20 protein-coding genes and 1 tRNA gene are annotated in these 22219 nt (G+C 66.8%); 13 read left to right on the top strand and 8 right to left on the bottom strand.

The genetic code is table 11. From position 1 onward, the window contains the following. Positions 1–44 precede the first annotated feature (44 nt). The 7 genes from OJA40_RS14225 to OJA40_RS14195 all read left to right on the top strand — a co-directional run bounded on the left by OJA40_RS14225 (position 45) and on the right by OJA40_RS14195 (position 6842). Complete coding sequence (locus OJA40_RS14225; RefSeq protein ID WP_208426929.1) at positions 45–986, top strand: mechanosensitive ion channel family protein; 942 nt, start codon at positions 45–47, stop codon at positions 984–986. Between the two features lie 5 nt (positions 987–991). Continuing rightward, positions 992–1936, top strand: a complete 945-nt coding sequence (locus OJA40_RS14220; RefSeq protein ID WP_208426928.1) for an ABC transporter ATP-binding protein — start codon at positions 992–994, stop codon at positions 1934–1936. 5 nt (positions 1937–1941) lie between these two features. After that, on the top strand, positions 1942–2790 hold the full coding sequence (locus tag OJA40_RS14215) for an ABC transporter permease (RefSeq protein WP_208426927.1): 849 nt from the start codon (positions 1942–1944) through the stop codon (positions 2788–2790). A 91-nt stretch (positions 2791–2881) separates the two neighbouring features. After that, on the top strand, positions 2882–3775 hold the full coding sequence (locus tag OJA40_RS14210; RefSeq protein WP_208426926.1) for a dimethylarginine dimethylaminohydrolase family protein: 894 nt from the start codon (positions 2882–2884) through the stop codon (positions 3773–3775). Between the two features lie 153 nt (positions 3776–3928). Further along, a complete protein-coding gene (locus tag OJA40_RS14205) occupies positions 3929–4642 on the top strand; it encodes a TIGR04283 family arsenosugar biosynthesis glycosyltransferase (RefSeq protein ID WP_208426925.1) in 714 nt (237 codons plus the stop codon). A 99-nt stretch (positions 4643–4741) separates the two neighbouring features. Further along, positions 4742–5155 (top strand): BlaI/MecI/CopY family transcriptional regulator, encoded by a 414-nt coding sequence (locus OJA40_RS14200; protein WP_208426924.1) that lies wholly within the window; start codon positions 4742–4744, stop codon positions 5153–5155. Continuing rightward, the gene (locus OJA40_RS14195; protein WP_263810935.1) at positions 5139–6842 is read left to right on the top strand and encodes a M56 family metallopeptidase; all 1704 of its coding nucleotides are present in this window, start codon (positions 5139–5141) and stop codon (positions 6840–6842) included. The genes OJA40_RS14200 and OJA40_RS14195 overlap by 17 nt, the downstream gene beginning before the upstream one ends. A 91-nt stretch (positions 6843–6933) precedes the next feature. On the opposite strand, the gene OJA40_RS14190 is transcribed toward OJA40_RS14195, so the two are convergent. From OJA40_RS14190 to obgE, 6 genes are all read right to left on the bottom strand, one after another. Next, positions 6934–7458, bottom strand: a complete 525-nt coding sequence (locus OJA40_RS14190; RefSeq protein WP_208426922.1) for a hypothetical protein — start codon at positions 7456–7458, stop codon at positions 6934–6936. 135 nt (positions 7459–7593) lie between these two features. Beyond that, positions 7594–8094, bottom strand: coding sequence for an HNH endonuclease (locus tag OJA40_RS14185; RefSeq protein WP_118838640.1), 501 nt, complete (start codon positions 8092–8094; stop codon positions 7594–7596). 266 nt (positions 8095–8360) lie between these two features. Continuing rightward, a complete protein-coding gene (locus OJA40_RS14180) occupies positions 8361–9491 on the bottom strand; it encodes an RluA family pseudouridine synthase (RefSeq protein WP_263810934.1) in 1131 nt (376 codons plus the stop codon). Positions 9492–9617: 126 nt separating this feature from the next. After that, complete coding sequence (locus OJA40_RS14175; RefSeq protein WP_263810933.1) at positions 9618–10754, bottom strand: aminotransferase class V-fold PLP-dependent enzyme; 1137 nt, start codon at positions 10752–10754, stop codon at positions 9618–9620. 168 nt (positions 10755–10922) lie between these two features. Then, complete coding sequence (gene dprA / locus OJA40_RS14170; RefSeq protein WP_263810932.1) at positions 10923–12086, bottom strand: DNA-processing protein DprA; 1164 nt, start codon at positions 12084–12086, stop codon at positions 10923–10925. Continuing rightward, on the bottom strand, positions 12083–13102 hold the full coding sequence (gene obgE, locus OJA40_RS14165; RefSeq protein WP_263791726.1) for a GTPase ObgE: 1020 nt from the start codon (positions 13100–13102) through the stop codon (positions 12083–12085). Before obgE ends, dprA begins: the two co-directional genes overlap by 4 nt. Before the next feature lie 176 nt (positions 13103–13278). Here obgE and rnhA point away from each other — a divergent pair, with 176 nt between their 5' ends. Next, positions 13279–13725: a ribonuclease HI gene (rnhA, locus tag OJA40_RS14160; RefSeq protein ID WP_263809109.1), complete on the top strand. Its 447-nt coding sequence runs from the start codon at positions 13279–13281 to the stop codon at positions 13723–13725. 58 nt (positions 13726–13783) lie between these two features. On the opposite strand, the gene OJA40_RS14155 is transcribed toward rnhA, so the two are convergent. Continuing rightward, positions 13784–14395: an IMPACT family protein gene (locus OJA40_RS14155; RefSeq protein WP_263809110.1), complete on the bottom strand. Its 612-nt coding sequence runs from the start codon at positions 14393–14395 to the stop codon at positions 13784–13786. Between the two features lie 285 nt (positions 14396–14680). On the opposite strand from OJA40_RS14155, the gene OJA40_RS14150 reads away from it, so the two are divergent. The 3 genes from OJA40_RS14150 to OJA40_RS14140 are packed head-to-tail and all read left to right on the top strand — an operon-like array spanning position 14681 to position 19985. Next, entirely contained in the window at positions 14681–16093 is a 1413-nt protein-coding gene (locus tag OJA40_RS14150; protein WP_263810931.1) for an efflux RND transporter periplasmic adaptor subunit, read from the top strand. A gap of 49 nt (positions 16094–16142) precedes the next feature. Then, the gene (locus OJA40_RS14145; protein WP_208427317.1) at positions 16143–19274 is read left to right on the top strand and encodes an efflux RND transporter permease subunit; all 3132 of its coding nucleotides are present in this window, start codon (positions 16143–16145) and stop codon (positions 19272–19274) included. Positions 19275–19313: 39 nt separating this feature from the next. Next, on the top strand, positions 19314–19985 hold the full coding sequence (locus OJA40_RS14140) for an SAM-dependent methyltransferase (protein ID WP_263810930.1): 672 nt from the start codon (positions 19314–19316) through the stop codon (positions 19983–19985). A gap of 122 nt (positions 19986–20107) precedes the next feature. Here OJA40_RS14140 and OJA40_RS14135 read toward each other — a convergent pair. Continuing rightward, positions 20108–20180: transfer RNA gene (locus OJA40_RS14135), tRNA-Ala, on the bottom strand. A gap of 246 nt (positions 20181–20426) precedes the next feature. Here OJA40_RS14135 and OJA40_RS14130 point away from each other — a divergent pair. After that, entirely contained in the window at positions 20427–20588 is a 162-nt protein-coding gene (locus OJA40_RS14130; protein ID WP_081580681.1) for a DUF2256 domain-containing protein, read from the top strand. An 84-nt stretch (positions 20589–20672) separates the two neighbouring features. Then, the gene (locus tag OJA40_RS14125; RefSeq protein WP_263809113.1) at positions 20673–22124 is read left to right on the top strand and encodes a DASH family cryptochrome; all 1452 of its coding nucleotides are present in this window, start codon (positions 20673–20675) and stop codon (positions 22122–22124) included. The last annotated feature ends 95 nt before the right edge of the window (positions 22125–22219 follow it).

Below are 22219 nucleotides of genomic sequence, written 5' to 3'. Positions count from 1 at the left end.
CCATCCCGGCGTTCCTTTGTCTTCCCGACGGCCCGCTTCCTGCCTTGATCGATCTCCTCCTCCAGCTCGGTACTCCGCAGGCGTGGCTCGACTCGCCCGGCCTGCAGGTCCTTCTGCTGGGGGCGGTGCGGATCGTCATTATCCTCGCCCTGGCGGCGCTGGTGCTCGCCCTGGTCCGGCGGGGGACGGAACGGTGGATCGCGACCGTCGCGGACCGTCCGGCAACCGACCCGAAGCGCCAGCGGGCCGTCACGCTCGGCGCCCTGCTCCGGTCCACGGCGGGCTACGTCGTATGGGCGATTGCGGGCATCATGGTGCTCAGCGAAGTGGGGCTCGACATCGGGGCGCTGATTGCCACCGCCGGCATCGCCGGTCTCGCCGTGGGGGTTGGGGCCCAGACCCTCGTGAAGGACGTCATCGGGGGCATTTTTCTGCTCTTCGACGACATTCTCCACGTCGGCGACCTCGTCACGATTGACGGGCACACCGGCACGATCGAGGAGATCGGGGTGCGGCTCATCAAGCTGCGGACGTTCGACGGCGAGCTCGTGATGATTCCCGCCGGAGAGGTGCGCACCTTCGGCAACAAGAGCGTGCAGTGGGCCCGTGCCATCGTGCCGGTGGGCCTCAGCTACGAGCAGGACGTGGACGCCATCCTCCCCGTCATGGAACGCGTTGCGAACGAGTGGGTGGCTGCACACGAGGAGATTGTCCTGGACGAGACGCCCCGGGTACAGGGGCTGATGGACTTTGGCGACTCGTCTGTAACAGCGCGGGTGGTCGTTCGCGTAAAGCCTGGGGAGCAGTACGCCGCGGAGCGCGAGCTGCGCCAGCGACTGAAACGGGCCTTCGACGCAAAGGGCATCAGGATTCCGTTCCCGCAGCGCACCATGCACGTCGCTCGGCGTGAGGCGCCGGCCCGCACCCCTGGGGCAGGCGACGCACCAGATCCTCCGACGTCCCCGGAACCGGACGCGAATCGATAATTCCCATGCCCGCCCTCTCCGTCTCGTCGCTGTCGAAGACCTACCGCACCGGACTCCTGCGTCGCTCGACGGTGCGGGCGCTCGACGGCATCTCGCTCGCGGTGAAGGAGGGCGCAATTTTTGGGCTCCTTGGCCCCAACGGCGCGGGGAAAACGACCCTCGTCAAGATTCTGCTCGGGCTCGTCCGCCCCTCCGCCGGCACCGCGCGCCTCTTCGGCCGGCCCGCCGGCACCCCGGCCGCCCGCCACCGGATCGGGTTCGTCCCCGAGAACCACCGCTTTCCGGGCTTCTTCACGGCCACCCAGACGCTTCACGCCTACGGGCGCCTGGCCGACGTGCCCCGGGCCGAGCGCAATGATCGCATTCCTCACCTGCTGGACCGCCTCGCCCTCGACGGGCGGGGGGACACGAAGGTGGAGACCTTCTCGAAGGGCATGCTTCAGCGACTCGGGCTGGCCCAGGCGCTCCTCAACGAGCCCGACCTGCTCTTTCTCGACGAGCCCACCGGCGGCGTCGATCCGGTGGGGCGCCGTGCCATTCGCGACATCGTACTGGAGCTTCGAGACGAGGGCAAAACGATCTTCCTCAACTCACACCTGCTCTCCGAGGTGGAGAAGGTGTGCACGCAGATCGCGATTCTGCGGGACGGGTCGCTGGTGCGGCAGGGCAGCGTCGAGGAGCTGACCGCCGTGGATCGGGTATACGACCTCGTCGCCACGTCCGTGCCCGATTCGCTCCTGAATACGTCCGAGCTTCCCCTGACCCCCGGACCCGACGGCTCGTCCGCAGCGTCGGGCCTCGATCAGTATCGGGTCCACGCCGACGACCGGGCCACACTCAATGCGGTCGTGGACCGGTTGCGCAGTGCCGGCGTGGAAATTGAGTCCATCACCCCCCTTCGGCAGTCCCTCGAAGACTACTTCATCGACGTGGTCGATTCCCCGACCTGAGCATCATGCGCCCCCTACTTGGTCTCGTCCTGATTACGTTCCGGGAGCTCTGGGCCCGGAAGATCGTGCTGGGGCTGTTCATCGTCAGCTCCCTGGTGCTGCTGGCGGTCACGTTCGCCCTGAACCTAGACGTGGTGGAGGGATCGCTCGCGGGCATCCGCCTGTTTGGCCAGGAGGCCGCCCCCGAGGACATGGGCGGGGAGGACGCCCCGCCGCTCACGCTCTCGCGCGTGGTTGTCGCGGTGGAGTCCGTCGTGGCCGGCGTGGCGTACTGGATTGGCATCCTGCTGGCGCTCTTCGCCTCGGCTTCGCTCTTCCCCGACCTCCAGTCCGACGGGCGCGTGGAGCTGCTGCTGTCAAAGCCCATCGGCCGCCTGAACGTGCTCTTCGGCCACATGCTGGGGGTCTGGAGCGCGATCGGCATCCTCGCGGTCTACCTGCTGGGCGGCGTGTGGGTCATCATGTCCCTCAAAACGGGGGTGTGGAATCCGCGCTTTCTCCTCTCGCTGCTCCTGGTCGTGGGCATGTTTGCCGTGATGTACGCGGCCGTCATGCTGATGGGGGTCTGGACCGAAAGCACGGCGCTGGGGCTCATCGTCTCGTACGGCCTCATCTTCATCTCGATGGTGCTGGCCGCCGCCGACCAGATTGGCCCCACCCTCGGCCCCGTCGGCGGCCCCGTGTTTTGGGGGCTGTACCACGGCCTGCCCAACTTCACAGAAGTCACGCAGATTGTCTCTACCCTGGCGAAGGGCGAGGCGGTGTCGTCCTGGTATCCATTCGTCTCGTCGCTGCTCTTTGGCGGCACCGCCTACGCGGTGACCGGCTACTGGTTCGTGCGACGGGACTTCTGACCGTGGGGCGGCCCGCTTCGCTCCGGGCGTGGACTTCCCCCGCCGCGTTCCTTATTTTTAGCCCCATCGCCCATCCACGGTCCGTCCCCCCATGATCTACCAGACGCCCGATGCCCTCGACCTCCAGCTCGATCGAATTCCCCCGCTCCCCCCTCCGCGGCGCGTCGTTCTGACGACCCCGACCCACTTCGACGTCGAATACGTCATCAACCCGCACATGTCGGAGAACGTGGGCGCGGTGAACACGGACGTCGCCTGGCAGCAGTGGAAGGCCCTCCGCGCCGCCTATACGGCCCTCGACCACACGCCCGTCCTGGTCAACGGCCAGTCCGGGCTGCCCGACATGGTCTTCTGCGCGAACCAGACCCTCCCCTTCTACGACCCCGCGTCCGACTCGAAGGGCGTGGTGCTCAGCCGCATGCACAGCGAACAACGGGCGGACGAGGTGCCGTACTACGCCCGGTTTTTTGAGCAAGACGGGTATGCCGTGGAAACCCTGCCGGAGGACCTGGACGCAGACTTCGAAGGCATGGGGGATGCCCTCTGGCATCCGGGCCACCACCTCCTGTGGGGCGGGTACGGCTACCGGACGAGCCCGGAGGCGTACGAGGCACTCGGGGACCTGCTCGACGTGCCCATTGTGGCCCTCCGCCTCGTCGACCCGGACTACTACCACCTCGATACCTGCCTGTGTCCCCTGGACGCCCGGCACGCACTCGTGGCCCCGGAGGCCTTCGACGACGCGGGCCGTGCCCTCATCGATGCCCTCTTCGAAACGGTCATCGAGGTGCCGGACCACGAGGCGCGGCACCAGTTTGCCTGCAATGCTCACTGCCCCGACGGGGCGCACGTCCTGATCCAGGAAGGCTGTGAAGGGACCAACGCCCAACTGCGGAATCACGACTTCGTCCCGGTGGAGCTCGACACCAGCGAGTTTATGAAGTCCGGCGGGTCGGTCTTCTGCATGAAACAGATGATCTGGTGAGGGCACATAGGGGGTCGCGCCCCAAACATAGGGGGCTGCACAGTGTGGGACGCGTGGGGAGATGCCTCCAGAACAGCCCCCCAGCACCAATACGTGTCCTCGGTGCCTCGACGCCCCTAGCGCTCCTTTGTCACAACGCCCGACCGCGTCGGCGTGATTGCCCCACGGCTCGTCTCGATTATCATCCCGACCCTGAACGAGGAAGACGCGATCGCCCCCACGCTGCGCCAGGCCCGCCGCCAGGAGGGGCCCGTTGAGATTCTGGTCGCGGACGGGGGGTCTACCGACGACACTCGGTCGGTGGCACAGGCCCGCGGCGCGACCGTCCTGCAGGCCCCACGGGGCCGGGCGCCCCAGATGAACCACGGGGCCAACCGCAGCAGCGGCGATATTCTTCTCTTTCTGCACGCGGACACCCGGCTTCCCCCGAACGGACTATCTCGGATTCGGCGGGCCCTGGCCGCACCGGATGCCATCGCCGGCACGTTTCGTTTGTGTTTCGACGACCCGACGCCGCTTCTTCGCTTCTACGCGTGGTGCACCCGATGGCCGTGGATTCGTCTCTGCTTCGGCGACCGGGGCCAGTTCGTGGAGCGGTCGGCGTTCGAGGCCGTGGGCGGCTTCCCGGACTGGCCCCTCTTCGAAGACCTGGAGCTGGCCGCCCGGCTTCAGGGACACGGAGGGATTCGTTTTTTGGACGCAGCCGTCACGACATCGGCCCGCCGGTTTCGGCGCCACGGCCCGCTCCGCCAGCAGCTCCTCAACCTGTACCTGTGGGGCCGCTACCTGTGGGGCACCGACCCGGACCGACTGGCGTCCCTGTACCCCGACCGACCCGGCCCCGTCGACCAGCAGCCCCGTTCCTGACGGATACCCGCCCCAATATGAATACCCGACAAACACGCTTGAATTAATACGGCTTACGTAGTACTAAGAAGATAGTAATAAACCAAAAGGCACTGATCCATGCAGCGAAAGTCTCTGACCCATCTCGGCGAAACGGAAATGGAGGTCCTCCATCACGTGTGGGACCTCGGCGAGGCCACTGTCGCCGACGTGCGCGAACGCATCCTGGAGGACCGCGACGTGGCGTACACCACCGTCATGACGGTGCTCAAGACCCTGGCCGAGAAAGACTACCTCAACTACCACAAGGAGGGCCGCTCGTACGTCTATCAGCCCGCGGAGGACCCGGACGCTGTACAGCACAGCCTGTTGCGGCGCCTCATGGACAAGGTTTTCCAGGGCTCCCCATCGGCCCTGGTGCAGACGCTCGTGCGGCGGGAGGACCTAAGCGACGACGAGCGGGAAGAGATCAAGGCCCTCATCGACGCCCTCGACGAGAAGGACTCCGAGACCGATGATGCAGATGATTCTTGACGGGCTCTCCGCCCTCGGCACGGCAACGATCGATCCACTGTGGCGCCCGGTTCTGGCATGGACTGCCCTCGGGCTCCCTCTCTGGACGCTCCTCCGGTGGACGGATCGGCTGCACCCGAATGCGGAGTACCGCCTCTCGCAGCTCCTCCTTGCGGCCCTGCCGGTCGGTCTTGGTGTGGTCTGCGTCATCGAGATGCTGCCCGGCGCCTCACAATCCGCCCTGCTTCCTGCCCGGTCGGCCCTCGTGGTGCCGGCGGTCGAGACGGGCCCCGTATCGGTCCCGGCCGGCTCATGGACGTGGATGCACGCGCTCGGGCTCCTCACCGTCGGCGCCCTGGGAATCGGCCTGATTCGTCTGGGGCGCCTTGCGCTGGGGGTCGCAGCCGTGGGGCGCGTGCGGCGGGAATTAGAGACGACGACACCGTCCCTGGACGCCGAGGCGGATCGCCTTCAGGAGCGGCTCGGCGTCCGTCGCCCGGTCCAGGTCTGCTCTTCCGCAGACGCGGCCGTGCCCATGACACTTGGCGGCCTCCCCCCCATGATTCTGGTGCCAGATCGGCTCGCAGAGGCGACGACGGACCTCCGCATGACCCTCCGCCACGAGCTCATCCACGTCCGCCGCTGGGACGACTGCGCGCAGCTGCTCGAGCGATTCGTGGCCGCCCTGTTCGCCGCGCACCCGCTCGTGGGCCGTCTCCGGCGGCAGATTGACGAGGCGCGGGAGCGGGCCTGCGACGCGGCCGTCCTCGACGACGGGGAGACGCCCGTGGGCGATTACGCCCGCCTCCTGACGGCCTTCGCGGACCGGGCCTCCTCTCCGCGCCTCAGTGCCCTTTCCCTCTCCGAATCGCCCTCTTCCCTCATCGACCGACTTTCCGCCATGCGCTCCTCGATGCCCTCGTTTCTCTCCTCCCGCCTCGCCCTGGGCGCCGCCCTCGTGGTGGTCGGGGTCGGCCTCACGCTCGGCCTGGTGGCCTGCTCCGATAGCGTCGGGCCCTCCCCGTCACCGGAGGCTTCCACCACCGCGGAGTCCTCTTCTTCAGCCACCGGTGACGACGGTGAGGTTTACATGGTCGCCGAGGACCCGCCCGAACTCTCTGGGGGCATGAAGGCCCTCCAGAAGTCCATCCAGTACCCTGAAATGGCCAAGGAGGCCGGGATTGAGGGCCGGGTGATCGTCCAGTTCATCGTCGACAAGGACGGTGCCGTAACGAATCCGACCGTTGCCCGGGGCGTGCACGAGCAGTTAAATGAGGCCGCCCTCGAAGCGGTCAAGCAGCAGGCGTTCAGCCCGGGCCGGCAGGACGGCGAGCCGGTGAAGGTCCAGATGTCGCTGCCGGTCACCTTCCGGCTCCCCAACGCATCCGGCGGGGCAGTAAATGGATCCGGTAGCGATGCCACTGCGTCCAGTCCGTCGTCTAGGACAGACGCCAGCGGTCGCCTCTTCAAGAAGGCCGGGATTCAACGTGTCCGCGTCCTCATGAACGAGGAGGGCCGTCTCCTCATCGACGACGAACCGGTAGAGATGTCCAGCTTGACCGACGCGGTCCGCCAGCGCATCACCGCGGATGCCGCCCGGGCTGCACTCATCTATGCCGACGGGGCGCCCGGCGACCGCGTTGACGCCGCCGAGGCCCGCCTCAGGGCACTTGACCTCCAGATGGTCTACATCAAGCCGGCGGTGTGAGGCCCCACCACGGATCCGTCGCGACCTCCACACGCAGAGGCGCCGAGTCTCCATTGTAGAACTCGGCACTTTTTCCACTGTCGTCCACGCTCTACCGCACCACCTGCCGCGCCGGGTGGTTGGGGTCGGCCTCCGTGAGTCCGCGTTCCGCCGGGTCCCCGTCTCGGCGCAGGCTTCGGTTCCAGAACCAAATGACGATGCCGAAGAGCAGGGCCGCCCCGAAGCTCATGAGGCCGTTGATCCCGGCGATCCGGATTTGGGTGTCCACGACCGGCGTCGAATTGATGGCCTCCGTCACCACGATGGACCGGCTGCCCCCCGACATCACCCGCACCTGCAGGGTTTCTCGTCCCTTGAGGGCGGGCACGATGCCGTGGGGGAGCGAGAGCCGTTCTCGCGTGAGCGTAGAGCCGTCGGGCATGGGGACGCGGAGGCTCACGTAGTCGTACGTCACCTGCGTCCGGTTCGAGGCGTGAACCGTCTGGACCTTTGCGGTGGCCGTGGTGCCCTGGGTCTTGGTGCTGTGCAGGTCGTACGCCACCTTCCCCTGGTGCAGCGACAGCACCACCATCAGGACGGGGACAAGCCAGGCAGCACGGGCAATCCAGCGGATCATCGGAAGCGAGTTGACCTAACGAGAGGGAACGGGGTAGGGAGTGGGTCTGTACGGTGGCGGCCTACGGTCGATCGGGGGGCGTCGGGGATTGTGCGTGAAAAGTCGCCCCTGGTCCGCTTCATGACAGAAACCGCTTTATGACAAAAAGAGGTACGGCTTCCAGGTGTCCTCGATCTCGCCGGCGAAGTCCCGCAGAAACATCACGTAGCTGGGCCGGAACGGCTGGCGTGCCAGTTCCATGTCTGCCTCCTCGGGCGTCGAGTCTCCCTTCTGATTGTTGCAGGTGACGCAGGCCGCCACGAGGTTCTCCCACGTGTCGCGCCCGCCCCGCGACTTGGGCACCACGTGGTCGATGGTCAGGTTGCTCTGGGCCCCGCAGTACTGACACGTGTTGCGGTCCCGCTTGAGGACGTTCTTGCGGGAGAGCATGACCCGCTTGTACGGGACGTTGGCGTACTGCTTCAGCCGCACGATGCTTGGCCACGGCAGCTCCACGCTCGGCGAACGCACGTACTGATCGTCCGCCGATTCCACGAGGTGGACCTTCTGCAGGTGCATGAGCACGACGGCCCGCTGCACGCTGCAGACGGTGAGGGCGCTGTAGTCCTGGTTTAGCACGAGAACATGCCCGTTCATCGGCAGCGAGCCTCCCGTGCAGTGCAGGGCTGTCGTTCACTCCCCACCTCGGTGGGGACGGGACGGACCTGTGGCACGACCTGTGTAGAATCAGTACGGAAGAGGAGAGCCTCCACCGGCATGCCCGGTGATTATTCGGGATACCAACGCTGTAAGCAGAGCCAAAAGTTCACGATGCCGTATCAAAGGGTGGGGCCCTTTGTTTCTCCGCGAGATGCCTCGCAAGTCCGCAGGCCTGTAACGTTTCTCTTTTCGTAAAGCCTGGGTCACGGGTCCGTCGTCCCTGCTCCCTCCTTCCGTCTCAACGCGCGCAGGACGCGGCGCCACGCCGGGGGCGGATCGGCCTCGAACCGGAGGCGCTCCCCCATGGTGGGATGGTCGAAGCCAATGCGATACGCATGAAGCGCGGGATGAGGAAGCGTCCTGAAGAGCTGATCGTAAAAGGCCCGGCGCTTCCCGCTCTGCGTCCCGTACCGGACCCGCTGCCCGCCGTACTTCGGGTCGCCGAGGAGCGGGTGCCCCTGGGCGCGGGCGTGGACCCGGATCTGGTGGGTGCGCCCGGTCTCCAGCTCGAACTCCACGACGGACGTATGGGCGTGGGCCTCTACGGTCTCGTAGTGCGTCCGGGCCCGCTTGCCCTTCTCGTCGGGCACGACCGCCATGCGCTGGCGATGGTGCGGATCCCGCCCGATGGCCCCCTCGATCGTCCCGTCCGGAGGGGCAAGGCGTCCCCAGACGACTGCCCGGTACCGCCGGTCCACCGTATGGGCTTTGAATTGCTCGGCCAACGGCTGGTGGGCGCGGCCCCGCTTCGCCACGACCAGCAGGCCGGACGTGCCCTTGTCGAGCCGGTGCACGATGCCGGGCCGTACGACCGGATGGTCCGGCGACTCCGGAAGCGCATTGACCAGGGAAAGGCCAACGTCGTCTTCCGACACCGCCTCCCGTGCATCGTCCGCGGCCACCGTCCCCCCGTCCACGTGGTGGAGCAGGGCGTGCACGAGCGTGCCCGACCGGTGGCCCGGCGCCGGATGCACGACCATGCCCGCCGGCTTGTTGACCACGAGGAGATCCTCATCCTCGTACACGACGTCGAGCGGAATCGCCTCCGGCTCCGCCCGCATCGGCGGCTTGCGAATGAGCCGAAAGACAATCTCATCCCCCGGCGCCACCGGGTACGACTTTTTGACGTCCGCCCCGTTCACCTTGAGGTGCCCTTTTTTAATCGCCCGCTGAATCTTGGTACGGGAGGCCTCGGGGTAGAAGCGCGTGAGGTACTTGTCGATGCGCGGCCCGCCGGTTTCGGTCTCCGGCACGACGACCTCAACGACGTTCTCCTCCCGACGGACGTCGGCCTCGTAGTCAGCTGGGTCAAATGCGTCCGGCGTCTGTGTCATGACCTGCCCTATGTCCCTACTGTGCGTGAAGCGTAAAGCATGAAGAGTGAAGCATGAAAACGGGGAGCGGCTCGCCGATCACGCGTCACGCATCACGGGGCAGCGACCGTCCGTCCATGCTTCCTCTCACCGGAACGAGTCAACAGCGTCGAGAATAGCGCCGAGGTCAGCGTCATCGTTGTAATACGTCGGCGCAAGGCGCAGCTTCCGGTTGCGGAGGGCGCCCGTGATGCCGTGGGCCTTCAGGTGCTCAAACAGGGCCTCCGGGGCATCCGGCGCAATCGTCACGATGCCGCTCGCGTGGGCCGGGTCGTCGGTGCCGTAGCGGGGCAGTCCGCGGTCGCTCAGCTCGTCCGCGAGGGTTCCCGACAGCGAGAGGACCCGTTCCTCACACCACTCCGGGCCGGCCTCAAGGTAGAGCCCGAGCGCGGCGTGCAGGGCCGCCACGCCGACGCTGTTCAGGGTGCCGGTCCGGAACTGGCGGGCGTCGTCGTGGAACGTGAGCTCGTACTCGTCGAGGTGCTCCCAGTCGACCGGCCCGTGGAGCCAGCCCGTCGGCGGACGGAGGTGGTCCTGCAAGGCCTCGGCGCAGTACAGCACGCCGATCCCCTGCGCGGCCATCAGCCACTTGTGCCCGCCGGCGGTCAAAAAGTCGATGCCCGCCGCCTCCACGTCGATCTGGAGCGCGCCGAGCCCCTGGATGGCATCCACGCAGAAGATCACGTCGTGCTTTTCGCAGAGCGCGCCGAGCGCCGCCAGGTCGGCCCGAAAGCCCGAGAGGAAGTGCACCCAGGACACACTCAGCACCCGCGTCTCGGGCCGGAGGGTGTCCGCCACGTCGTCGACGGTGTACGCCCCTTCCTCGGTCGGCACGAAGTCCACCTCGACCCCTTCGGCCTCCAGGTTTAGGAACGGATACACGTTGGTTGGGAAGGCGCCGTCGGGCACGGCAATGCGGTCGCCCGCCTCCCAATCGAGCCCGCGGGCGAGCACGTTGAGGCCGGCGGAGGTGTTGGGGACAAACTCGACGCGGGCCGAGTCGGTGCCGAGGACCCTCGCCAGCCGCTCCTTCGTCTCCTCCATCACCGGAAAGAAGGACTCGAAGTTGGCAATCGGGGCGTCGGGGTCGGCCCCGTGCCGTTCGCCCACGTACGCGTCGATGGCCTCACGCACCGGCCGGCTCATGGGGCTCACCGCCGCGTGGTTGAGGTAGGTCTGGTGCTCGGTGTGGGGGTAGTGGCTCCGGAGCGCTTCGGGGGTCATGGAGAGCGGGGTCCCTTTGCGAAGAAGCAACGACACTACCACGTGTTCTTCCCCGCCGGCGTTCGCCGCATCTCGACCTGCGCGCCGTTTTGACACGCGAGGCGTGACCGGCGCAGGGAGTCAGATCCGATATTGTGCACGGAACATTGAAGACGGAGCAGCACCAATTTACGAGCGCCGAAATTGCTTGCCCGCGAGCTGACGGACGAGGCCCTTGAACTCCAGCTCGAGAAGAGTGGGGAGCACCGACGACGGGTCGAGGCCCGTTTCCTCGCACAGCGCGTCGACGTGAACGGGCGTGTCCGACAGGGCGTCGTACAGCACCTTTGCGTCGCCCGACAGGTCGTCGGGGTCGGGCCCAGCCCCGGTGGCCACGGTGTTCGCGTCCACGTCGCCGGGCTCCTCTACCGTCATCGCCGGAAGCTCCTCCAGCAGGTCGTCCATCCCCATCACCAGCTTGGCGTGGCCCTTCTGGATGAGCCGGTTGGTCCCCCGGCTGGAGTCCTTCGTGATGGCGCCCGGCACGGCGAACACTTCTCGGTTCTGCTCCAGCGCCAGGCGGGCCGTAATGAGGGCCCCGCCTTCCGAGTACGACTCCACCACGAGCGTGCCCAGGGCGAGCCCGCTCAGGATGCGGTTCCGCTCCGGGAAGTGGGGCGCGTCCGGCTCCGCGTCGAGCCCGTACTCGGACAGCACCGCCCCGTGTTCGGTGATCCGCTCCGCGAGGGCCGTGTGCTTCTTCGGATAGATGCGGCCGACCCCCGACCCGAGGACCGCAATCGTGCGCCCCCCGGCGTCGAGCGCGCCCTTGTGCGCGGCGGCATCGATGCCGTAGGCCAGCCCGCTCACCACCGTAAAGCCGCGGCGGGCCAGCTCGGCCCCAAAGTGATGCGCCTGGGTCCGCCCGTAGTCCGTGCAGCGGCGGGTGCCCACGACCGTTACCATTGGGCGGTCGCCCTCGGGCAGCGTGCCCCGCATCCACAGGAACGCGGGCGGGTCGTAGATTTCGCGGAGGCGATCGGGGAAGCGCGCGTCCCACGGCGAGACGAGCGACGCGTCCAGGTCGTCGGCCCGTGTCATCTCCCGCTGCACCGCCGCCCGGTCGTCGAACGTGAGAATGGCCTCGGCGGTCTGGTCGCCCACCCCGTCCACCTGCGTCAGGGTCGACCGCGAGGCCCGAAAGATCGCAGTGGGGGTTTCAAAGGCCGCCAGGAGGGCCCGGAGCCGCTGGGGACCCACCCCCGGCACGAGCGAGAGGCCGATCAGGGCCCGCTGGTCGCGGGCCTGGTGTTGGCCCGGCGGTTCGTCGTCGTCCGGTAGGGGAAGTCTCATGCGTCGAGTGCGTCCGCCGATTGCGTGGAGTGGACGGTGTCGAAGAGGGTGTACCTCAGCGGGTCGAGGCCCACGTCGGCCACGGCGCTAATCGGAAGCAGGGGCACATCGTCCGGAAACTCATCGGCCACCACGTCGGGCAGGAGCTCCCGCTCGTCGGGCGCCAGGATATCAATCTTCGACAGCGCCACGACACGAGGCTTGTCGAGAAGGCTGGCCTCGTGGGACTCCAGCTCGTGGAGGAGCGCCTCGTACTCTTCGCCCAGGTCCTGCGACGTAATGGGAATGACGAACAATAGGACCGACGTGCGCTCGATATGGCGGAGGAATTGGAGCCCGAGGCCCTTTCCCTCGTGTGCGTCCTCGATGATGCCGGGAATATCGGCCATCACGAAGGTTTCGTACTCGCTCACGTAGACCATGCCCAGCTGGGGGGTGAGCGTCGTAAACGGGTAGTCCGCCACCTCCGGCTCCGCAGCCGACACGGACGACACGAGCGTGCTCTTGCCCGCATTCGGGAAGCCGACGAGCCCCACGTCCGCCATCAGCTTGAGCTCGAACGTCAGATCGCGCTCCTCGCCGGGCTCCCCCGGCTGCGACTCGCGGGGGGCCTGGTTCGTGCTCGATTTGAAGAAGGCGTTGCCCCGCCCGCCCTGTCCCCCTTCGGCCACGCAGATGCGCTGGCCCGGCTCCACGACCTCCCCCAGGACTTCCCCCGTCTGTTTTTTCACCACGGTTCCGGGCGGCACCCGAATGACCTTGTCCGCGCCCGAAGCCCCCGTCTGCTCGCGGCGTCCGCCCGGCTCGCCGTCCCCCGCAAAGACCTGGGTGTTGTGACTCAGGTCCATCAGCGTGTAGAGGTTCTCGTCGGCCTCGACGTACACCGAGCCCCCGTCTCCCCCGTCGCCCCCCGACGGGCCGCCTTTGGGGACATACTTTTCCCGGCGCCACGCCACGACGCCTTTGCCGCCGTCGCCACTGCTTACCCTGAGATCGACCTGATCAAGAAACTTCATGCTGGGCCCGAAGGGATGAGTCCCGGGTTGGTCTAGATTTGGAAATGCGTGATTCTGCTTTACGCCCGCTCTGCACTCAAGGTTTTCACGGGGCTTTTTCGGCGCGGTCCTGGACCTGTCCGGCCCCGCCGCGTACGTTTGAAGGCATTCGTTTTCTCTTTTGCTTTCTCGGCTTTATGAACGAGGTCACCATCTACACCGACGGCGCCTGCAGCGGGAATCCGGGGCCCGGCGGCTGGGCCGCCATTCTCCTTCCCGACGACGACTCGGACGCCACCGATCCGCTCACCGGCGGGGAGCCCCACACCACCAACAACCGGATGGAGCTGACGGCCGCCCTGGAGGCCCTCCGGGCCCTCGACGACCGGAGTCGGGTCGCGCTCCACACCGACAGCGAGTACCTCTCGAAGGCGTTCAACGAGGGGTGGCTCGACAGCTGGCAGGACAACAACTGGCAGACCGCCTCGAACGACGACGTCAAGAACCAGGACCTGTGGAAGGCGCTTCTCGAGGAGGCGGACCGGCACGAGGTCGACTGGGTCTGGGTGAAGGGCCACGCCGACGACGAATTGAACATTATGGCCGACGAGTTGGCCGTGGCCGCGATGGAGCGGTTCAAGTGAGCGTGGAGGAACGGGTGGAAAAAGAAAAAAGTGCGCACACTTGCGCAACGCCCACCCCTCAACGCCCAACTCGCAACACGTCGCCGCGATCGGAGAGGGCATTCCTAAAGGCGTCAACGAACGCGTCCACCTCTGATTGTCGCACGCCAACGGTCAGGGTCGTCACGTCGGTGTACTCACTGGCCCGCACGTCCGCGTCGAACTGCCGGAGCACCCGCTCCGCAGGGGCGGTGTCGTCGTAGTCGTACCGAATCCGAAGCGGCGTCCGCACGACGCGCTCGACCTTGTCCGCCCGCTCCAGCGCCGCGGCCGCGGCGTCGCCGTAGGCCCGTGCCAGCCCCCCCGTGCCCAACTCCGTGCCGCCAAAGTAGCGCGTCACCACGACGAGTGTGCTTGTAAGATCGCGCGCGTCGATCTGACGGAGGATGGGCCGGCCCGCAGTGCCGCTCGGCTCCCCATCGTCGTCGTACCGAAACGTGTCGCCGGTCACGCCCAGCCGGTAGGCCGAACAGTGGTGCGTGGCCTTGTGCTCCCGGGCGCGGACGGCAGCAATTGTCTCTTCGGCCGCCGTCCGGCTCGCCACCGCGGCCGCCTCCGCCAGGAACCGGGACCCGTCGACGGTGTGCTCGGCCCGCCCCGAGCCGTCAAGGGTGCGATACGTGTCCGTCATGACCTATGGGCCAGCGTGTGTGAAAGACAATCCCCCCAGGCGGCTCTCCGAAGCGGAACCGTCTGATTTCCGCGGCGCCGAGGTGTAGTTGGAACCGTCAGTCGTGCAACTGATCGACGGCCTAGAAACCTGCAGTGAAGGGACGGGTGCGTGTGCCCTGTTCGATCCAAAGAGGCCCCCTCCTGCAAGCGCAACGATGCTGCCGTCCCCGGTGCTGGGGACACATCATCGGTGCCCATTCGGTATTATTTTCCCATCCCTTTCCCAGTTCCTCCGCATCCACTCATGGCCCGGTTGGCTTTCGTCGGTCTCACGTTTTTCCTCTTGCTAAGCGGTTGTGGCTCGTCCTCCGACGAGGGAGACGCCCCCCGCCGGGGACAGGGCAACAGCTCCCCCCCCTCCGTGGAGGCCGTGCAGGCCCGCGACGGAACCCTCCCGCTGGAGGAACGGATGAGCGGCACGGTCCGGGCGCGCAACCAGGTCGCCATCTACGCGGAGCTAAGCCAGCCGGTCGTCGCCGTGGAGGCCCAGACGGGCGACTACGTGGAGAAGGGCGAGCCCCTCGTGCGGCTCCGGCGCGTCACCTACGAGCAACAGGTTCGACAGGCGAAAGCCGCCCTCCGAACCGCCAAGGCGGAAGCGCAGGGCGCTCGGGCCAGCCTCCGCGAGCTCCGCTCTCAGCTGAAACGGACCGAACGCCTCGCCGACCAGGACTTCGAGAGCCAGCAGCAGCTCGAATCGCTGCGGGCCCAGGTGGAGCAGGCCGAGGCGACCTACGAGCAGGCTCAGGCCCAGGTGGAACAGGCCGAGTCCGCCCTGCAGGAACGGGAGACAACCCTCCGCCGGACGGTCGTGCGCGCCCCCATCAGTGGACATGTGGGGCAGCGCAACGTGCAGGTGGGCCAGCGGGTGGGCCCCGACACCCGCCTCTACACCATCGGCGACCTCGACTCTGTGAAGGTGCACGTGGAGGTGACGGACCGGATGTTTGGCCGCGTCCGCCCCGGACAGACGGCCCGCCTCCACGTGCCGCAACAGGACACCGTCATTCAGGCGTCGGTGACCCGCATGTCCCCGTTTCTGAGCGAGGAATCGTACAGCGCCGAGGCCGAAATTGTGGTCCCGAACGCGTCCGGCCTCCTGAACCCGGGCATGTTCGTTGAGGTGGACGTGGCCTACGGGGAGAGCGAACGGGCCACGATCGTCCCCCTCAGCGCCCTCTACGAGAACCCCGGCTCGAATGCCCGCGGCGTCTTCGTGGCCCCGACACTGGGAACGGAAATCCCTGTAGACGTGCCCGAGAGCTTTGACGAGGCCAATCCACCGCCGCTCACGCCGCCGACCCCCACCACGTTTCGGGAGGTGGAGGTGCTCGCGGAGGGCCAACAGACCGCCGGCATCCGGGGCGTCGAGCCTGGCGACTGGGTCGTGACGGTGGGTCAGAACCTACTCGAAAGCGGCGCGGGCGAGCGAGTGGACGCCCGGGTGCGTCCGGTGCCCTGGTCGCGCCTCATGGCGCTGCAGCGCCTACAGGACACCGACCTTCTGAACCGGGTGCTCGAACGGCAGCAGCGCCTCGCGGACCAGCGGTTTGGGCCCGACACGGCGCCCGACGACACGGCCCGGTCGTCCGTCTCCCCCCCGGACGCGTCCGCAGACACCACCGCCCCCAACATGGCGACGACCCAACGCCGGTAGTTGCTCTTCCCCCCTCGTCGCTCTCGCCCTTGCCTGATCGCCCCTGCCCATGTCCCTCTACGACGCCTCCATTCGACGCCCGGTCGCGACGGCGATGACGTTCCTCGCCATCCTGGTGGTCGGCAGCGTCAGCTTCTACTACCTGCCGGTGGACCTCCTTCCGGAGATCGAGTACCCGCGCGTGACGGTCTACACGAACTACGCGAACGTGGGGCCCGAGGAGATGGAGACCATTGTCACCGACCCGGTGTCGAATGCCGTCTCCAGCGTCCCCAACGTGGAGCGCATGACGTCCAGCTCCGAGGAAGGCGAGAGCCGCGTAAACCTGGAATTCGCCCAGGGCACCGACCTCAATGCGGCGGCCAACGACGTGCGGGCCGCGCTCGACCGCATTCGCGACGACCTGCCGGTCGAGGCCGAACCGCCGGGCATCTGGAAGTTCGACCCCAACAGTCAGGAGATCGTGACCATCGCGGTGGAGTCGAGCCGCGACATGGAGTCGCTCACGCGGCTGCTGGAGCGCAACCTTGGCAAGCAGTTTGAACAAATCCCGGGCGTGGGCACCCTCAACATCCAAGGCGGCATCTACCGGCAGGTCCGCGTCAACATCGACCGGGACCGCCTGAAGTCCTACAACCTCTCCGCCGCACAGGTGCAGCAGGCCATTTCCCAGTCGAACGTGGCCCTGCCCGGCGGCAACGTGAAGGAGGGCCTAAAGGACCTGTACGTCCGGACGCAGGGGGAGTACGAGTCGCTCAGGGAGATCCGGCGCACGGTCGTCACGACGGCCGGGCAGACCCCCATCCGCGTGGACGACGTGGCCGAGGTCGTGGACGGCTACGAAGACCTTGACCGCATCGCGGAGCTGAACGGCGTTCCGGTGGTTCGCCTCGACATCCAGAAGCAAAGCGGGGCCAATACGGTCACCGTGGCGGACAACATTCGTGCCGAGGTGGAGCGCATCAACAAGGCGCGCTCCGACGTGAGGCTGACCGTCGTCAGCGACCAGAGCGACTTTATCCGCAAGTCGATCAACAACGTCCAGAACTCGGCCATCTGGGGCTCCCTCCTGGCCATCCTGGTGCTGTACCTGTTTCTCCGGAACGGATCGACGACGTTCATCATCGCGCTGTCGATTCCCATCTCGATCATCGCGACGTTCGCCCTGCTGTTCTTCAACGACCTCACGTTGAACCAAATGACGTTCGGGGGGCTGGCCCTGGGGGTGGGCCTGATCGTCGACAATGCAATCGTGGTCTTGGAGAACATTATCCGACAACGGGAGGAGAACGGCCGATCGCTGAAGGAGGCCGCCTCCATCGGGACCCGCGAGGTGGCCGGCGCCATCGTCGCCTCCACCCTGACCACCTCGGTCATCTTCCTGCCCCTGGTCTTTGCCCGGACCACCACGGCGGCGCTCTTTCAGTCCCTGGCGCTGGTTGTGGTCTTCGCCCTGGTGTGTTCGCTGCTCGTGGCGCTCACGCTCGTGCCGATGATGGCGAGCCGCTTCCTGACGGTGGACGCCGGGGAGCAGGCCATCGACCAGGACGCGTCGAAGTCGTGGTTTCAGCGTGCGTTCGCCCGACTGGAAAATCGCTACTCGAGGCTGATCGAGTTGCTCCTTGGGCGTCGCTGGCTGGTATTTGGGACGACCGTGGTTCTGCTCGGCGGTGCCGTAGCGCTCTGGCCCCTGGTGTCGGTCGAACTGGCCCCCCAGACCGACGCCAACCAGATCGACATCGACCTGCAAATGGCGCAGGGGACCAATATCGCCGTCGTCATGGAGTACCTCGACGAGCTGGAGCAAAACGTGAAGCCGCACCTTCCGGAAGAGGACATGGAGAACTTCGCCAAGCAGGTGCAGCCGTGGGGGGCGGAGGTCGAGATCCGGCTCAAGTCGGCCAGCGAGCGGTCGGTCAACACGTTCGCGCTGGCCGACAGCATCCGTTCGGAGGTGCTCGGGTCCGTTCCCGGCGCCGACATCCGCGTCGGGGCCCAGTCGGGCCTCTGGATCCTGCGGCGCGTCTTTAGCACCGGCGGGGGCAACGAGGCGCTCCAGGTGGAACTCCGCGGGTACGACCTGGACCGGGCCCGCTCCATTTCCGAACGCATTGAGTCGCGCCTGGAGGGCGTCGCGGGGATCGCCTCCGCCCGGACCGGCCGCCGGGAGGGGCGCCCCGAGCAAAACATTCGCTTCCTGCGCGACAAGATTTCCTCGCTCGGCCTCACGGTCCGGGAGGTCGCCGCCGCCGTGCAGACCAATGTGGGCGGGAGCCGCGCGGCGTCCTACCGGTCCGGCGGCGAGCAATTTCCCATTACTGTCCGCCTCCGCCCCGAGGACCGACTGTCGGTGGACGACCTGGACAACGTGTCGATCCAGCCCCCCGAGGGCGGATCGGTCCCCCTTTCTACCCTCGTCGAGACGAATCGCGGACGGGGGCCCACGGAGATCCAGCGCATCAACGGCCAGCGGGTAACCTACATTTCGGCCACCCTCAACAGCGACGCGGTGCTCGGCGAGGTTGTGCAGCGCGCCCGCGGCGACCTGGCCGACCTCAATCTGCCGGAGGGCTTCTCCGTCACCTTCGGCGGGGAGTACCGCGAGCAGCAAAAGGCCCAGACCGACTTCCTCATTGCGATCATCATGGCCCTGGTGCTCATCTACATGGTGATGGCCGGTCAGTTCGAGCGCTTCCTCGACCCGTTCGTCGTCATGTTTAGCGTGCCCCTGGTGCTCATCGGCGTCCTGCCGACGCTCGTGCTCACGGGCACCACCGTCAACATCCAGAGCGTGATGGGCCTCGTGATGCTCATCGGCATCGTGGTGAACAACGCCATCGTGCTGGTCGACTACATCAACCTGATGCGGCGCGAGCACGGGATGGACCTCCTCCCCGCGGTGGCCGAGGCCGGGCGCCTGCGCCTGCGGCCGATCCTGATGACCACGCTCACGACCGTGCTGGGCCTGGTGCCGCTGGCCCTGGGGATCGGGGCCGGGGCCGAAATCCAGGCGGCGCTCGCCCGGGTCGTAATCGGCGGCCTCCTGGCCTCAACCCTGATCACCCTTGTGCTCATCCCCACGGCGTACGTGAGCCTCGAGCTGACGGCCCGCACCGTGCGGTCGAAGCTTCCGGACTGGTCCTGGCTTCCCGACTCGACGGTGCAGCCGCGGCGGGCGTAGCCCCCCACTCGCTTCCCTTCGCTCGTCTGAGCCCTGACCATGCGTCCCCCCCGCTGTTTCACGCACACACTGGTCGCTCCGCTCCTCGTGTGCAGTCTCGTGGGGGCCGGCCTCCTTCCCCTCGCCGGCTGTGCGCAGGACCCGGACCCATCGTCGACCCGTGGGCCGGACACCGCGGCCGTGCAGGGCCCTGCGCCCGCGACGTCCCCCTCAATCGTGGACTCGACGGTCAACGCCGACGTCCCCTTCGTCGTGAGTCCCGAGAAGACGGTCGAGGGCATGCTGCAGCTCGCCGGCGTCACGGGGTCCGACACGGTGTACGACCTCGGCAGTGGCGACGGGCGGGTCCCCATCGCGGCCGCCGAGCAGCACGGCGCCCGCGGTGTCGGAATCGAGATCAAGCCCGACCTCGTCCAGCGGGCCCGGAAGCGGGCCAAACTCGCCGGGGTGAGCGACCGGGTGGAATTCCGGCGCCAGGACCTCTTCGAAGCGGACTTCAGCGACGCGACCGTCGTGACGATGTACCTCTTCCCAGAGGTCAACCTGAGGCTTCGTCCAATGCTCTTCGAGCAGCTCGACCCGGGCACGCGGGTGGTCTCCCACAGCTTCGACATGAACGGCTGGGAGCCCGACTCGACGGTCACCGTGGACGGGGACGTGCTGTACCTGTGGACCATTCCGGAAGAGGTTCCCGACCACCTACGGGAATAGGCCTCCTTTCTCGGTTCAATACCAACCCAGTTCAATACCAACCCGTTTCAACACCAAACCCCCGCTCCTGCCGAAGGGCAAGAGCGGGGGTTTCGTGTCGTGGATCCGATCGGCCGGAAGAGTGGAGCCACTGGGATTCGAACCCAGGACCTCTGGAGTGCGATTCCAGCGCTCTACCAACTGAGCTATGGCCCCAGACAGATAGGCAACCAGCTACAATTGCTGCTGGCCTCTTTTGTATGACACAGGAAATACGGTCCCTTTTTTGCGTCTGTTCCTGCGCGGCGCGTGCCTGCGTCCGCTCATCGGCCGAAATGTCGTGAGAACCGTGCGAAGTCGGCCGGTCTTGACGAGCGTGTAAGAAGCCCCACCGCTCAGGCACGCCCCTTCGCCGGGACCGTATGCCCGAACGACATTCTCAGACATAAGCGTCCGCGTGCCATGAGCCACCAAAATCTCCCCACGAAAACATGTCCCGTGTGCAATCGCGAGTTTGAGTGGCGCAAGAAGTGGGAGGACGACTGGGAAAACGTGAAGTACTGCAGCGAACGCTGCCGCCGCAACAAGGACCGCGACCACATCCCCTGGGCCAAGGAGGAATAACCCGTAGACAAACCGAGACGTCCCTGCCCGTTCTTCTTTCGGCGTGCGTCGCCCCGCTCCTCACCAGTCCACCGTACCGACACCGTGCTTTCAACCGCCCTCGTTTGGATTCGGAATGACCTCCGCGTGCGCGACCACGCCCCCCTCCGCTACGCGGCCGACCACTACGACCAGGTCATTCCGGTCTACTGCTTCGATCCGCGTCACTTCGGCACGACGATGTTCGACCTGCCGAAGATGAGCCCCATCCGGGCCCGTTTTCTCCGCGAAAGCGTGCAGGACCTCCGCGACTCGGTTCAGGACCTCGGGGCGGACCTCGTGGTCCGCCGGGGGCGTCCCGAAGACATCCTGCCGGAGCTCGTGCGGCAAACCGGCGCCAACGAGGTGCTTCAGTTCCAGGAGATCGGGGGCGAGGAGGAGGACGTAGAGACGGCCGTGGAGGATGCGCTCCGGGACACCGGCGCCACGCCCGGCTTCTTCTGGGGAAAGACGCTCTACCACATCGACGACGTTCCCTTCGACGGCCCCGATGACATTCCGAAGGTCTACACGAACTTTCGAAAGGCCGTAGAAAAAAAGAGCACGGTCCGGCCCACCCTGGACGCGCCGGACTCGCTGCTCCCCCTGCCCGAAGACCTCAATCCAGGGGCGATCCCGACCCTCGACGAACTCGGCTTCGACGACGACGGGACCGTCGACGAGCGGGGCGTGCTCCCCTTTCGTGGCGGCGAGACCCGCGGGCACGACCGCATCGACGAGTACATCTGGCGCGGGGACTTTTTGAAGAAGTACAAGGCCACACGCAACGGCCTGCTCGGGGCCAACTACTCCGCGAAGTTCAGTGCCTGGCTCGCCCACGGTTGCATTACGCCCCGGCAGATCCACGAGGCGGTGGAGCGCTACGAGGACCAACGGGTCGACAACAAGTCGACGTACTGGATGAAGTTTGAGCTGATCTGGCGCGACTTCTTCAGCTACGTCACGTGGAAGGCCGGCGAGCGCCTCTTCCGTCCCGGTGGCATCAACGGCAACGACATCGACTGGCGCTACTACGACAAGTCCTTCGAGCGGTGGGCCGCCGGCACGACCGGCATTCCGTTCGTCGACGCCAACATGCGGGAGCTCAACCGAACCGGCTACATGTCCAACCGGGGCCGCCAGAATGTCGCCAGCATGCTCTCCCAGAGCCTGAAGCTGGATTGGCGGATGGGGGCGGCCTACTTCGAGTCGCGCCTCGTGGACTACGACGTGGCCTCCAACTGGGGCAACTGGGCCTACAACTCCCGGGTGGGCAACGACCCGCGGGCCCGATACTTCAACATCGTGAAGCAGGCGAAGCGCTACGACGAGAACGGGGAGTACGTCCGCTACTGGCTCCCCGAGCTGGCGGACGTGCCCGACAAGTACGTGCACGAGCCCCACCGCATGAGTCACGAGCAGCAGAAGAAGTACGGCTGCGTCCTCGGGGCCGACTACCCGAAGCCCGTCGTGGACCTGGACAAGACGTACCAGCGAATTCGGAACGAGCGCGGTTGAGCACAGAGTCCTCGCACGTCGCGCGCTTCGCCTCCACGTCTCGTTCCGGGAAGCCACGGGCCCCACACCGACAGGGGCCGCGGCCGCCCCCCGTC

It is taken from the genome of Salinibacter pepae (assembly GCF_947077775.1).
Lineage (GTDB): Bacteria > Bacteroidota > Rhodothermia > Rhodothermales > Salinibacteraceae > Salinibacter > Salinibacter pepae.
Note: the sequence above shows the minus strand (reverse complement) of the source record. Positions and strands in the feature narration are given on the sequence as shown.

Bases quoted from the DNA above. Each gene is read 5' to 3' on its own strand.
- obgE (WP_263791726.1), bottom strand. From the start codon at position 13,102: ATGAAGTTTCTTGATCAGGTCGATCTCAGGGTAAGCAGTGGCGACGGC.
- OJA40_RS14175 (WP_263810933.1), bottom strand. From the start codon at position 10,754: ATGACCCCCGAAGCGCTCCGGAGCCACTACCCCCACACCGAGCACCAG.
- OJA40_RS14140 (WP_263810930.1), top strand. From the start codon at position 19,314: ATGCGTCCCCCCCGCTGTTTCACGCACACACTGGTCGCTCCGCTCCTC.
- OJA40_RS14190 (WP_208426922.1), bottom strand. From the start codon at position 7,458: ATGATCCGCTGGATTGCCCGTGCTGCCTGGCTTGTCCCCGTCCTGATG.
- OJA40_RS14155 (WP_263809110.1), bottom strand. From the start codon at position 14,395: ATGACGGACACGTATCGCACCCTTGACGGCTCGGGGCGGGCCGAGCAC.
- OJA40_RS14195 (WP_263810935.1), top strand. From the start codon at position 5,139: ATGCAGATGATTCTTGACGGGCTCTCCGCCCTCGGCACGGCAACGATC.
- OJA40_RS14185 (WP_118838640.1), bottom strand. From the start codon at position 8,094: ATGAACGGGCATGTTCTCGTGCTAAACCAGGACTACAGCGCCCTCACC.
- OJA40_RS14200 (WP_208426924.1), top strand. From the start codon at position 4,742: ATGCAGCGAAAGTCTCTGACCCATCTCGGCGAAACGGAAATGGAGGTC.
- OJA40_RS14220 (WP_208426928.1), top strand. From the start codon at position 992: ATGCCCGCCCTCTCCGTCTCGTCGCTGTCGAAGACCTACCGCACCGGA.
- OJA40_RS14130 (WP_081580681.1), top strand. From the start codon at position 20,427: ATGAGCCACCAAAATCTCCCCACGAAAACATGTCCCGTGTGCAATCGC.
- OJA40_RS14150 (WP_263810931.1), top strand. From the start codon at position 14,681: ATGGCCCGGTTGGCTTTCGTCGGTCTCACGTTTTTCCTCTTGCTAAGC.
- OJA40_RS14180 (WP_263810934.1), bottom strand. From the start codon at position 9,491: ATGACACAGACGCCGGACGCATTTGACCCAGCTGACTACGAGGCCGAC.
- OJA40_RS14145 (WP_208427317.1), top strand. From the start codon at position 16,143: ATGTCCCTCTACGACGCCTCCATTCGACGCCCGGTCGCGACGGCGATG.
- OJA40_RS14215 (WP_208426927.1), top strand. From the start codon at position 1,942: ATGCGCCCCCTACTTGGTCTCGTCCTGATTACGTTCCGGGAGCTCTGG.
- rnhA (WP_263809109.1), top strand. From the start codon at position 13,279: ATGAACGAGGTCACCATCTACACCGACGGCGCCTGCAGCGGGAATCCG.
- dprA (WP_263810932.1), bottom strand. From the start codon at position 12,086: ATGAGACTTCCCCTACCGGACGACGACGAACCGCCGGGCCAACACCAG.
- OJA40_RS14210 (WP_208426926.1), top strand. From the start codon at position 2,882: ATGATCTACCAGACGCCCGATGCCCTCGACCTCCAGCTCGATCGAATT.